At 72.8% G+C, this 12415-nt stretch carries 10 protein-coding genes; 4 read left to right on the forward strand and 6 right to left on the reverse strand.

Annotation, left to right across the window (positions count from 1 at the left end; genetic code table 11):
• Positions 1 to 11: 11 nt before the first annotated feature.
• Entirely contained in the window at positions 12 to 830 is an 819-nt protein-coding gene (locus ACIQI8_RS24500; protein WP_124001150.1) for a DeoR/GlpR family DNA-binding transcription regulator, read from the reverse strand.
• Positions 831 to 1140: 310 nt separating this feature from the next.
• Here ACIQI8_RS24500 and ACIQI8_RS24505 point away from each other — a divergent pair, with 310 nt between their 5' ends.
• The gene (locus ACIQI8_RS24505) at positions 1141 to 3498 is read left to right on the forward strand and encodes a hypothetical protein (protein ID WP_402354493.1); all 2358 of its coding nucleotides are present in this window, start codon (positions 1141 to 1143) and stop codon (positions 3496 to 3498) included.
• Here the strand turns inward: ACIQI8_RS24505 and ACIQI8_RS24510 are convergent.
• From ACIQI8_RS24510 to ACIQI8_RS24525, 4 genes are all read right to left on the reverse strand, one after another.
• On the reverse strand, positions 3468 to 5894 hold the full coding sequence (locus ACIQI8_RS24510; RefSeq protein ID WP_402354495.1) for a right-handed parallel beta-helix repeat-containing protein: 2427 nt from the start codon (positions 5892 to 5894) through the stop codon (positions 3468 to 3470). The genes ACIQI8_RS24505 and ACIQI8_RS24510 overlap by 31 nt on opposite strands.
• 108 nt (positions 5895 to 6002) lie before the next feature.
• Complete coding sequence (locus ACIQI8_RS24515) at positions 6003 to 6608, reverse strand: hypothetical protein (RefSeq protein WP_402354497.1); 606 nt, start codon at positions 6606 to 6608, stop codon at positions 6003 to 6005.
• Between the two features lie 198 nt (positions 6609 to 6806).
• A complete protein-coding gene (locus ACIQI8_RS24520; protein ID WP_402354499.1) occupies positions 6807 to 7634 on the reverse strand; it encodes an MOSC domain-containing protein in 828 nt (275 codons plus the stop codon).
• Between the two features lie 42 nt (positions 7635 to 7676).
• Entirely contained in the window at positions 7677 to 8108 is a 432-nt protein-coding gene (locus ACIQI8_RS24525) for a DUF6643 family protein (protein WP_402354501.1), read from the reverse strand.
• A 301-nt stretch (positions 8109 to 8409) separates the two neighbouring features.
• Between ACIQI8_RS24525 and ACIQI8_RS24530 the strand changes: the two genes are divergently transcribed.
• Entirely contained in the window at positions 8410 to 9717 is a 1308-nt protein-coding gene (locus ACIQI8_RS24530) for a TerD family protein (RefSeq protein ID WP_402355959.1), read from the forward strand.
• 16 nt (positions 9718 to 9733) lie between these two features.
• Here the strand turns inward: ACIQI8_RS24530 and ACIQI8_RS24535 are convergent, their stop codons facing one another.
• Entirely contained in the window at positions 9734 to 10915 is a 1182-nt protein-coding gene (locus ACIQI8_RS24535) for a glycosyltransferase (protein WP_402354503.1), read from the reverse strand.
• Between the two features lie 57 nt (positions 10916 to 10972).
• Here ACIQI8_RS24535 and ACIQI8_RS24540 point away from each other — a divergent pair, with 57 nt between their 5' ends.
• Entirely contained in the window at positions 10973 to 11758 is a 786-nt protein-coding gene (locus ACIQI8_RS24540; protein WP_402354505.1) for a glutamate racemase, read from the forward strand.
• Positions 11759 to 11864: 106 nt separating this feature from the next.
• Positions 11865 to 12401: a hypothetical protein gene (locus ACIQI8_RS24545; RefSeq protein ID WP_402354507.1), complete on the forward strand. Its 537-nt coding sequence runs from the start codon at positions 11865 to 11867 to the stop codon at positions 12399 to 12401.
• The last annotated feature ends 14 nt before the right edge of the window (positions 12402 to 12415 follow it).

A 12415-nucleotide genomic window follows, 5' to 3' on the forward strand; every position in this document is an offset into this window, starting at 1 on the left:
GACGTGCGGGATCAGTCCTCCGGCTCGCCCGCCACCATCAGTCGCCGCAGATGCTCGGAGATCTCCGCGCGCGCGGAGCCCGGCAGCCCGGCGTCCGTCACCAGCGTGTCGACCTGCTCCAGCGCGGCGAAGGAACTCAGGCCCACGACACCCCACTTGGTGTGGTCGGCGACCACCACGACCCGCCGTGCCGACTGCACCAGCCGCCGGTTGGTCTCCGCCTCCGCGAGGTTCGGCGTCGACAGGCCGGCCTCGACCGATATCCCGTGCACACCGAGGAACAGCACGTCGAAGTGGAGCGCCGCGATGGCCTGGTCGGCCACCGGACCCACCAACGAGTCGGAGGGCGTGCGCACTCCGCCGGTCAGCACCACCGTGGCCGCGCCCTGACGGGGGCCCGAGGTGCGCTGCGCCGCGTGGAAGACATCGGCGACCCGCACCGAGTTGGTGACCACGGTGAGGTCCGGCACGTCCAGCAGTTGATGCGCCAGCGCGTACGTCGTCGTACCGCCCGACAGCGCTATCGCCGTACCCGGTGCCACCAGCTGGGCCGCCGAGCGCGCGATGTCCTCCTTGGCCGACAGCTCCAGGCCGGACTTGGCCTCGAAACCGGGCTCGTGCGTACTCGCCTCCACGACGGGCACCGCGCCGCCGTGCACCTTCTCCAGCACACCCTGGCGGGCGAGCGCGTCCAGATCGCGGCGGACCGTCATGTCCGACACGCCGAGCTTCCGCGTCAGCTCGTTGACCCGAACCCCGCCCCGGCGCCGAACCTCGTCCAGGATCAGGGCGCGCCGCTGCTCCGCGAGGAGGTTCTGATTCTCACTCACGTACGCTCCGGTCCTTTCGCCTCATGCCGTCCGACACGCCCCGCGCACCCGCTCCGACCACGACGTTCTCCCCGGCCCCGGTGCGTGGGCGTCCCATCCTCGCACGGGTCGCGGTCACCGGCGCCACCGGTCGCCCGCCGCGCACATGTCACTTGCGGCGCACGCGTTCCTCGCTTGTCACACGGATCGGGGAGATTCGGTGACAGCAGGTGTGGGCGGGGTCGAAAACGGCCATCCTTACTGCCCGCACTACAACAGCGGATGGCGCGTCACGGGGGAAGTGCGAACAGTGCAGCGTGCAAAGGAACGGGTGGAGGAACGTCCCGCGACCGGTGGGCCCGAGCGCCCCGGCGCACAACCGGAGGAAGCCGGAACGGCTCTGGAACTCCTGGTCCACGGCGTGGGCGGCACCACGCCCGAGAAGATGCTCGACGATCCGCGCACGGTGCGGATCAGCGGCGACGGCACGGCGGCCGTATTCCGGCGCGCCGAGGACGTCGACGCGGAGAACCGACCCGACGACCAGCGCGGCCAACCGGTGCCCGAGGCGTACGTCTGGTGCAACCTCACCTCCGGCAACAGCGCCCGCGCCCTGTGGCTCCTGCTGCTGCCGTTCATGGTGGTCAACCTCGCGCACTGGATGCGCCCCGGCGCACAGGGCCACCGGAAGGTGGTGCGGCTGTACGGGCTGCTGGTGCGGCTGATCGGACTGACCCTGACGGTCCTGCTGGTCGCCGCGGCCTGTGAGGTCGCCCTCGACCTCGCCGCCTGGCAGTGCGCGGGCACGCACGCGTGCGCCGAGCAGCACTCCTGGCTCGGCTTCCTGTCGCCCGACACCTCGCACCACGGCTGGTGGAGCGACCCCGGCCGCCGGCTCGCCCTCGCGGCCGTCGTACCCGCCGCGCTCACCTGCCTGCTCTGGTACCTCTCCCGGCGCACCTGGAGCGCCTACGAGTCCCAGCAGCCGATCTCCCGCAAGGCCGAGCCCGAGGAGGACACCGACGGCACGGCCCTGGGCCGGCCCGGCTTCTGGTACGGCCGCCGACTGGTGGCCCGGCTCCGCGCCGCGCACACCGCGGCCGGGCTGCTGACGGTCGCCGCCGCGCTCGCCACGACCGCGGCCCGCTTCGACCGGGAGCCCGGCGGCTCCACCCTCCTCGACACGCTGGGCCGCTTCCTCGTCGCGGCGATCCTGGCTACCGCCTTCGGAGTGGTGTGGGTGGTCTGCCGCCGCGGCCGCAGCGAGCACTTCATCGACCGCCACCTCGACAAACACCTGGTACGGCGCCTGCCGCTCGGCGCGCTCGCCCTGCTCGTGCTCTCCGCGGTCTACGCCGGCTGGGAGCGCCCGGGATGGGTCTCCGCAGGCCGTCTGCCCGGCGACACCACCTTCGGCGCCATCACCCTGGTCCAGGGCGGCCTGGTGATCGCGCTGGCCGTCGTCGCGCGCGTGCTGCACCGCACGCGCCCCGACCCGCGCGCCGCCATGCGCGGCCTGGGCGGACCCGCCGTCGCGATGCTCGCCTGCGCCCTCGGCGGGGTCATGTCCGGTGGAGTCTCCCAGCGGGTCTCCGACTGGCTCGACGGCACCGGCACCTCCATCGCGGGGCCGCCGGTCCTTCTGACCTGGCAGGCATCGATGATCCCCGTGCTGATCCTCGTCCTGCTCGTGCTGTGCGGCGGACTGGGATGGCGGGCCTGGCTGCTGCGCCGCGCGGCGATGGGCACCATCGAACTCGACTACGCGGGGGAGCCCAAGGACACCGCGCGCACCCGCAAGATCGCCACCACGCGCGCGATGGCCACGCTCACCGACCGCGGCCCCCTCGTCGTCGCCGTCGTCTCCACCACGACCCTCGTCCTCGGCGCGGGCTCCCTGATCGGGGCGTTCACCACCGACAAGGCACCGGCCCAGGCCGCGGAGCCCGCGTACGCCTTCGTGCACGGCGCCGCCCAGACCGCCCAGGCGCTCGGCTCCTGGCTGATCGGACTCGGCTTCATACTCTTCGTCACCTGGGGCCGACGCGCCTACAAGGACGCCTCCGCGCGGCGCACCATCGGCATCCTGTGGGACGTCGGCACCTTCTGGCCGCGCGCCGCCCACCCCTTCGCGCCGCCCTGCTACGCCGAGCGCGCGGTGCCCGACCTGACCTGGCGCATGGCGACCTGGACCCGCGCCACCGGCGGCCGGCTCGTCCTGTCCGGGCACTCGCAGGGCAGCGTGCTCGCCGCCGCCGCGGCCTGGCAGCTCAAACCCGCTGTCCGCAAACGGGTAGCCCTGCTGACCTACGGCTCACCGCTGGAGCGCCTCTACGGCCGCTGGTTCCCGGCCCACTTCGGACCGGCCGCGCTCAGCTCCCTGCACCAGGACGTCGACTGCTGGCGCAACCTCTACCGGCTCACCGATCCCATCGGCGGCCCGGTCGGCCTGCCCGGTGACTGCGGCCCCGAAGTCGACCGCGGCCCGCTGAAGGACCCGCTCGCCTACGGCCGCACCGCGCTGCACCCGCTGCCCGCACCCGTCCTGGGCCACTCCGACTACCAGGCGGACCCGGCGTTCGCCGAGGAGCGGGAGCGGCTGCTGGCCCGGCTCATGCCCGACCTGCCGGCCCCGCGCCCCGAGGCCGGGGCGCCGGCTCAGGCCGACTCGGGCAGGTCCTCGGCGTAGAGGAGGGTCAGGTCGTCCGTGCTCGGCTCGGCGAGCTGGGCGACCCGGCTCGCGTGCCGCTCGACCATGCCCTCGAAGGTCTGGCGGGCGGTACGGCCGTTGCCGAACGCCGGGCCCTTCGGGATCGCCGTGAAGTACTTCAGCAGTGCCTCCGACGCGCCCGGCGCCAGCCGGTACTCATGCTCCTCGGTCTGCTGCTCCACGATCCGCAGCAGCTCCTCGGGGCCGTAGTCGCCGAAGGTGATGGTCCGCGAGAACCGCGACGCCACACCGGGGTTGACCGACAGGAACCGCTCCATCTCCGCCGTGTAGCCCGCGCAGATCACCACGACGGCGTCCCGGTGGTCCTCCATCAGCTTCACCAGCGTGTCGATGGCCTCCCGGCCGAAGTCCCGGCCTGAGTCCTCCGGGGACAGCGCGTAGGCCTCGTCGATGAACAGCACGCCGCCGCGCGCCCGGTCGAAGGCCTCCTGGGTGCGGATCGCCGTCGAGCCGATGTGCTCGCCGACCAGGTCGACGCGGGACACCTCGACCAGATGCCCCTTCTCCAGCACACCGAGAGAGGCCAGGATCTCGCCGTAGAGCCGGGCGACCGTCGTCTTGCCGGTGCCGGGCGAGCCGGTGAAGACCAGGTGGCGCTTGACGGAGGCCGCCTTGAGGCCCGCCTGCTGGCGGCGTCGGCCGACCTCGATCATGTCGGTGAGCGCCCGCACCTCGCGCTTGACGCTCTCCAGGCCCACCAGTGCGTCGAGTTCACCCATCACGGACTGCGAGGTCCGCACGGGCTGCTCCGGCTCCGCGGCGGCGGGGGCCAGGGGTTCCTGCTCGCCCGCGCGCTGCCCGGGGATCGCGCCCAGCAGACCCGCGGACTGGCCCGCGCCCTCGACTGCCGTCTCCCGCAGGCTCGCGCTCTCGTCGCTGGTGCAGTCCTCCACGACGGGACCCGTGCCGGCGCCGGCGTCCGGGCCGGCGTCCGCGAACTCGTACCCACCGCGCGCGCAGCGCTCCGTGCGGCACTTGCGCAGTGTCGCGCGGCAGCCGTCTATCACGTGGAAACCGTAGCCGCCGCTGCCCGTCACCCGGCAGTTGAGGAAGCTGCCCCGTCCGCCCGCCGACACGTAGAAGCCCGCCTCGGCCGGCGAGTCCACCGTGCAGCGTTCGATGGTGGGGTCGGCGCCCTTGGTGACGATCACGCCGGTCTGGGTGCCGTCCACGGTGCAGTTGTTGAGCGTGCCGCCGCTGCCGTGGTCGCGGAACCAGGCACCCGTCGCCGCGTCCCGGATCCGGCAGTCGTCGAGCTGCGCGGTGGCGCCGTCGCTCACCGACACGGCCGTGTTGCGCACCTGCGAGATGTCGCTGTCGACGACGTCCGCCCGCGAGCCGCGGTCCAGGACGAACAGCGCGTCCGGCACGTCGTGCACGCGGCAGGAGTCCAGTACGGCGGTGGCGCCGTCGCTGACCCAGACGGCCGGGTAATCGCCGGTGCTGTCGAAGATCTCGCACTGGTTGGCGTCCACGCGCGTGCCCGGATCCCACACCGACAGGCCGTTGCGCCCGAACTGACGCACCGTCGTGCGGGTCAGCGTGAGCACCGAGCGGGAGCGCAGGTCGACCGCGTTCTCCGGGATGTCGTGGATGCGGCAGTCGGCCAGGGTCAGCACCGCGTCCGTGTCGAGCGTGACGCCGTCCCCGGTGGTGCGGTGCACATCGCAGTCCGTGAGGTGCGCGGTGGCGCGGCCGGTGACCTGGACGCCGCTGCCCCGGACCTCGTAGATCTCACAACCCACCGCTTCCAGCGCGGAGTTCTCCCCGGTCGCCGTCAGGCCCGAGCCCGAGGCGTGGTGGATCCGGCAGCGCTCCAGGCGCGGGTGCCCGCCGCCGCGGACCGAGACGCCCGCCTGGCCGGCGGAGACGATCTCGCACTCCTCGAACACCCCGCCCCCGCCGTCGAGTACGGCGATGCCGACGCCGGCCGGGTTGTCGACCGTGCAGCGCCGCACGGTTGGCCGGGCGCCGCCGCGCACCTCGATGCCGGCGGCGGAACGCGTGACGATCCGGACGTCCGTCAGCTCGGGGGTGCCCTCCTCGACGAGCAGGGCGGGGGAGGCCGCGTCCTGGCCCTCCACGTGCAGGTCCTGCACCACGGCCGAGGCGCGCACGGTCAGCGGCACCCCGTCCAGGGGCGCGATCCGCACCGAGCCGGGGGAGCCCTCGGGGCCGCGCAGGGTCACCGCCCGCTGCACGACGAGGTTCTCCCGGTAGGTGCCGGGGGCGACGGTGAGCACGTCCCCGTCGGCCGCGGCCTCCAGGGCGGCGGCGAGCGACGCGTACTCACCTGTGCGGCGCCGCCACCTCGATGTACCGGTGTGCGTCACCTGGACCGTGCCCTGTGCCATGGCGTTGCTGTGCCCCCACCTCGTGGTACGCGGGTTGATGCCGACAACGTTCGGCCGGTCCACCGTAGCGTGCGTGCGGCCGGTGGGTTGACCAGTGCCGGAATGCCGTCAACTGCCGGTGCCGGTGCGGCCCCAGTCCGGACCCGCCCGGTCCCAGGCCTGGTCCCAACGCGCGTACCGGCGACGGACCATGCGCCACACGACCACTCGCCGCGCGGCCTCGACCAGACCCGCGGTGAACATGGCGGCGCCGAACCCGGCCAGGACCGCGTGCGTCGTCGCCGTCGCGGAGTCCAGCGGGCGGACCGTCGGCCGGCCGTGCGCGTCGGTCCATATCCCGAAGTGGTCGCCGCGGTGGGGGACCTTGAGGTTCGCCAGGGCCTGGCCGTGCTGGGCGGTGCCGTCCGGGCCGGTCCAGTCGGCGATGACGCGGCTGCGCACCATGCGGGACGAGGAGGTCTCGGGGTCGGCGTCCATCGGTGAGTCGTCCAGCTTGCGGACCACGGTGGCCGTGACCAGATGCCGGGCCTTGCGTTGGTCCCGCACGGCCTGCTGCAGGGCGTCCTGGGCGACACCGCCGGCGAGGGCGCCGACCACGGGCGCGACGAAAAGGATCAGCAGCAGGGCCACCAGAGCCAGCCAGGCCTCGACCAGATCGGTCGTGCGGCGCAGCGGATTGCGCCGCCAGCGCCAGAGCCCACCGAGTGTCCGCACCGTCCGCACCCCCTCCCTCTCCGTGATAACTCCGCCGACCGCCGTTCACGCGCGGACCCGGTCAAAGAGAGAGCGAAATCACCTGCGGCCGGGACCTCTCATGAACTTCTTACGCAACCTCAACGCGCCGGGCCCCGGCCCCGGTTCCCGCACTCCGGGCCTTGTCCGGATCTTTCCGCCGACGGCGCCGAAGGGCGGCTATCCGACGATCGTCACCGGGTCGCCGACGCGGATCGTGCCGCGGGCGAGGGGCACGAGATTCTGGCCGAAGACCAGCTTGCCGCCGATGCGGCGGTGCCGGCCCAGCGTGTGCAGCGGCTCGCGGCCCCGGTCGGCGGTGCGCTGGTCGGTGGTGGTCACGACACAGCGCCCGCACGTCTTCGCGACGCGGAAGGGGACCTCGCCGATGTCGATGCGGGTCCAGTCGTCCTCGGCCCAGGCGGCGGTCCCGGACAGGACCACGTTCGGCCGGAAGCGGTTCATCGGCAAGGGGCCCTCGGCGGAGTGATCACCTTGCGCCACAAGGGAGTTGAGGGCGTCGAGAGAGGCGATGGTGGTGGCCAGCAACGGGTATCCGTCGGCGAAGGACACGGTCTCGCCCGGGCGGGCGTACTCCGGATCGACGGGTCGGCGGACGGCCGGGTCGTCCATGTGCACGAGGCGCACGTCGACGTCGAGGTAGGCGCTGCACCAGGCGTGCGCCGCCTTGTCCTCGGCGAGGACGCCTTCGACCTTGTCGCGGAAGATCTCCACCGGCACCGTGCCGACGGGCCGCGGCACGGACACGGTCAGCGGCTCCATGCCGGGTGCGGACATACGAACGCCGCCGCCGGGCACGAGCTCGGCGGCGGCCAGGGCGAGACGCGGTTGCTGACGCTGTGTGACGACCTTTCCCCCTGCGTCGATCAGCACCCAGCGCCGGTCCCCGGCCAGACCCCAGGGCTCCACGTCGGCCTGCCGGGGCGCGAGGCCCCGGAACGCCTTGACCGGATGGATGTGGATCGACTGCAGTCGTGCGCTCCCCATGACGCCATCGTGCCAGGGCGGACGGCGATCGGGGAGGACGCTCTAGTAGCCGCCGCCGCGGTACTGCTGCTGCTGGTTGTTGTACGGGTCCTGGTACTGGGCGGGGCGGGGCGCCGCGGGGCGCATCGCCTCGTAGCCCGTACCCGGTGCCATCGGGCGCTGTTGCTGCGGCTGCTGGGGACCGGGGTAACCGCGCGGGGCGGTCGACTGCGGCGGGATGTACGCCGCGGGAGCCTGCTGGAGCGGAGACGGCTGGGCCGCCTGCGGATAGCCGTACTGGGAGGGACCCGCCGGGAGGGCGGGGAGTGCCGACGGCAACGCGGGCAGGTGACTGCCTGGTGCGTCGTAGGCGGCGGGAACCCGGATCGGGGCGATCTGCGGGGTGCCCCGCTCGGCGACGAGCCTGTCGTAGATCGGAGTGTCCGGGAAGGCGGAGTAGTAACCGCCGCCATAAGTGGAGCGGGGGGAGGTCATGGCACATAAGTTAAGCCCACGATGTGCTGGTTGGGGAGACCGATAAGAGGGTTGTTTTCCGTGTCGGCAGTGACGCGGGACCCCCAATGCGAGCGAACTCGGCAAAATAGGGCGCAGACCTGCGTACGGATCCTGTAAAGGTCGAGTTCCGAGCCGGTTACCAGGGGTTGACCACCAGTGATCCTGTGCCCCTCATGGGAGTTCGCTGTCCCGGGGAATAGGTTGGTCGGGTAGAGAAGCCGAACAGGGCTGCCGGGACATGGACCTGGCGCGATGACACGTGATGGGGGCGGTCATGTCAATGCCGAAGGGATCGAATGTGCCGGTGCCGACGACGGCCCTGCGCGTCGAATTGGGCTGGCGTTCCGGACCGGGTGTACCGGACGCCGACGCCTCGGCCCTCCTCCTGGTGGGCGGCAAGGTCAGGTCGGACGGCGACTTCGTCTTCTACAACCAGCCCGCGCACGCGTCGGGCGCCGTCCGGCACGAGGGCAAGCGGGACGCCGGTGGCAGCATCACCGACACGCTCGTCGTCGACCTCGCGCGCGTGGAGCCCGCGATCGAGACCGTCGTCCTTGTCGCGTCCGCCGACGGCGGCACGTTCGGGCAGGTCCCGGGCCTGTACATCGAGGTGCGCGACGCCGCACAGAACACGGTGGCCGCCCGCTTCGACAGCACCGGCGCGAGCGTCGAAACCGCTTTCGTGCTCGGCGAGTTCTACCGCCGCCAGGGCGCCTGGAAGTTCCGTGCCGTCGGCCAGGGCTACAGCAGCGGACTCGAGGGGCTCGCCAGGGACTTCGGCATCACGGTCGACGAGCCGCAGCAGGCCGCGCCGACGCCCGCACCGCAGCCCGTCGCGCCTCCGCCGCCAGCGCCCGTCGCCCCGCCGGTGACCGCGTACCCGCCCGTTGCTCCGCCCGTGACGATGCCGCCGCCGCCCGCACCCCCGGCGGCACCGCCCGCCGCTCCCGTGCGCCTCACCAAGGTGACGCTCACCAAGTCCGCCCCCTCGGTCTCGCTGACCAAGCAGGGCGGCACGTCGGGCGCCATGCGGGTCAACCTCAACTGGCAGACGCGCAAGCAGTTCTCGGGCTGGGGCAGCAAGCGGGGCCGGGCCGTCGCCCACCACTCGGACCTCGACCTCGACCTGTGCGCCCTGTACGAACTCACCGACGGCAGCAAGGGCGTCGTACAGGCTCTCGGTAACGCCTTCGGGTCGCTGCACCGTCCTCCGTACCTGCACCTCGACGGGGACGACCGCAGCGGAGCCGTCGAGAGCGGCGAGAACCTCACCATCAACCTCGACCACAAGCAGGACTTCCGGCGCATCCTCGTCTTCGTGACGATCTACGAGGGCGCGCGGTCCTTCGCCGACCTGCACGCCACGGTCACCCTGCAACCCCAGTACGGCGCCCCGATCGACTTCTCGCTCGACGAGTGCACCGTCCCCTCCACCGTGTGCGCGCTCGCCCTGATCACCAACACCGGCAACGACCTCGTCGTCCAGCGCGAGGCCCGCTACCTGGTGCCCGAGCGCGGGGTCAGCCCGCAGCGGACCATCGACTACGCCTACGGGTGGGGCATGAACTGGACTCCCGGCCGGAAGTGACGTTCCCCCGGGTTCGTCACAGGGCGTGCTCGTCGGGGACGGCGTCCGGACGCGCGTACGTGCGGCCCTTCCAGGCCGCACCGCGCCCCCGGTAGTGCTGCACCGCGGAATCGACCGTCATGAGGAGGTAGAGGAACGCGGTGAACGGCAGCAGGGGAGCGAGCCGGAGCGGCTGGCGGTAGTAGCGGAGCATCGGGACGTACGTGCCCGTCATCACCAGCCAGGCCAGACCGCCGGCGAGAGCGGCGATGGTGTCCCCGCCGGCCGCGCCCGCGATCAGCGTCACCGGCGGCGCCAGATAGACCAGCGCCAGGCCCAGGACCGTACCGAGCAGCAGCAGCGGGTTGTGCCGCAACTGCGCGTACGCGCTGCGCGAGACCATCCGCCACAGGTCGTGCAGGCGCGGGTACGGCCGCACGCTGTCGACCCGCTCGGCAAGGCCGAGCCAGATCCGGCCGCCCCCGCCCTTGACCGCCCGCGCGAGCGCGACGTCGTCGATGACCGCGTGCCGGATGGCGTCGGGGATCCGCGCCCGCTCGGCGGTCTCGGCGCGCAGCAGCACACAGCCGCCCGCCGCGGCCGCCGTACGCGTGCGTGCGCCGCCGATGCGGCGGAACGGATACAGCTGCGCGAAGAAGTAGACGAAGGCCGGCACCACCAGCCGCTCCCACACGCTCTCCACCCGCAGCCGCGCCATCTGCGAGACGACGTCGAAGCCGCCGGTGCGGGCGGCGGCGACCAACTCCCGCAGGCTGTCGGGCGCGTGCGCGATGTCCGCGTCCGTCAGCAACAGGTACTCGGGTCCACGCGCGCGTGCCAGACCGATGCCATGGCGCACCGCCCACAACTTGCCCGTCCAGCCCGCCGGGGGTTCGCCGGGGGAGTCCACGGTCAGTGGCAGCCCGCCGTGCGTGCGGGCGAGTTCGCGAGCCAGGTCGCCCGTGCCGTCCGAGCTGCCGTCGTCGACGAGGAAGATCTCCGCCCGCCCGGGATAGTCCTGCGCGAGCAGCCACGGCAGGCTCGCGGGCAGGACGGCCGCCTCGTCGCGCGCGGGGACGACCACGCAGACCGACGGCCACACGTCCGGGTCCTCGCGGCGCGGCAGCCTGATGTCCGTGCGCCAGAAGAAGCCCTGACAGAGCAGCAACCAGAGCCAGGCGGCGAGTGATACGACGGCAATCCACGCGATGGCGCTCACCCGCGCAGTCTGCCCCACCCCACCGGCCCGAAGAGGCCCATCGTCTATCGTGGCCGGGTGAAGATCGCGCTGATGGACTCAGGAATCGGTCTGCTGGCGGCCACCGCCGCGGTACGGCAGCTGCGACCCGACGCCGATCTCGTGCTCTCCCTGGACCCCGACGGCATGCCCTGGGGACCCAGGACCCCCGAGGACCTCACCGAGCGCGCCCTGGCCGTCGCCGAGGCCGCCGCCGCGCACCGGCCCGCCGCCCTGATCGTCGGCTGCAACACCGCGACCGTGCACGCCCTGCCCGCGCTTCGCGCCCGCCTCGAACCCGGGATCCCGGTGATCGGCACGGTCCCGGCGATCAAGCCGGCCGCGGCCGGCGGCGGACCCTTCGCGATCTGGGCCACCCCCGCCACTACCGGCAGCCCCTATCAGCGCAATCTCATCGCGGACTTCGCCGACGGCGTGCCGGTCACCGAGGTGCCCTGCCACGGGCTCGCCGAGGCCGTGGAGCACGCGGACGAGGAGGCGATCGACGCCGCCGTCGCCGCGGCCGCCGCGCTCACCCCGCCCGAGGTAACGACCGTCGTCCTGGGCTGCACCCATTACGAACTCGTCGGCGAGCGCATCCGCGCCGCCGTCCAGCGCCCCGACCGCCCGCGGCTCGTCCTGCACGGCTCCGCGGGCGCCGTGGCGGCCCAGGCGCTGCGCCGGATCGGCGAGCAGGCCGCCCCCGAGGCCCCGGCCACCGGCACATTGACGGTGTTGTTGAGCGGACGGGAAGGCGCGCTGCCCGCGCCCGCCCTCGCCTACGCGGAAGGCCGGCTGCTCCGGACGGTCAGCCCGGCGCGGTGACCGACAGGCACGAAACGGACGGCTTCGGTCCATCTGCCGCCCGGTCGGCGGAGTAACTCTCCGCGACCCGGTACCCGTGCACCGAAACCTGAGTAATCTCGTAGGCATGAGGGACCACCCCCACCCCGAGAAGACCCAGCACCCCGACCTGTGGACCGGACGCGCCACCAACCGGGTCCAGTGGCTGCTGGCACTCGGCGGTGCGGCCTGTCTGGCGCTCGGCATCGAGCTCGCCGTCGACTCCGCCTGGAAGTCCGGCGTCGCGCCGCTCGCCATGGCCGTCGTCGGCTGCATCGCGGCCGGACTGCTGGTGATCTTCGGCACCCTCGCCTTCGTGCACGTCGACCTGAAGCTCGACAAGGAGTCCCTCGAAGTGCGCTGCGGCCACATCGGTGTGCCGCGCCGCCGTATCCCGCTCTCGCACGTGGCGGGCGCGGAGTTCGACGCGCACGTCACCCCGCGTCAGTGGGGCGGCTGGGGCTACCGCTGGCGGCCCGAGAAGGGCACCGCCGTCGTCGTACGCCGCGGTGAGGGCGTCGTCCTGAGCCTGTGGGACGGTCATACGTTCACGATCACCGTGGACAACGCGGAGGCGGCCGTACGGGCCATCAAGGACAGTCTGCGGCCCGGCTCGACGCGCTGAGCGCGAACGGCCGA

Origin of the sequence: Streptomyces sp. NPDC092369 (assembly GCF_044755245.1) — a bacterium.
In the GTDB taxonomy this organism is placed as follows: Bacteria; Actinomycetota; Actinomycetes; order Streptomycetales; family Streptomycetaceae; genus Streptomyces.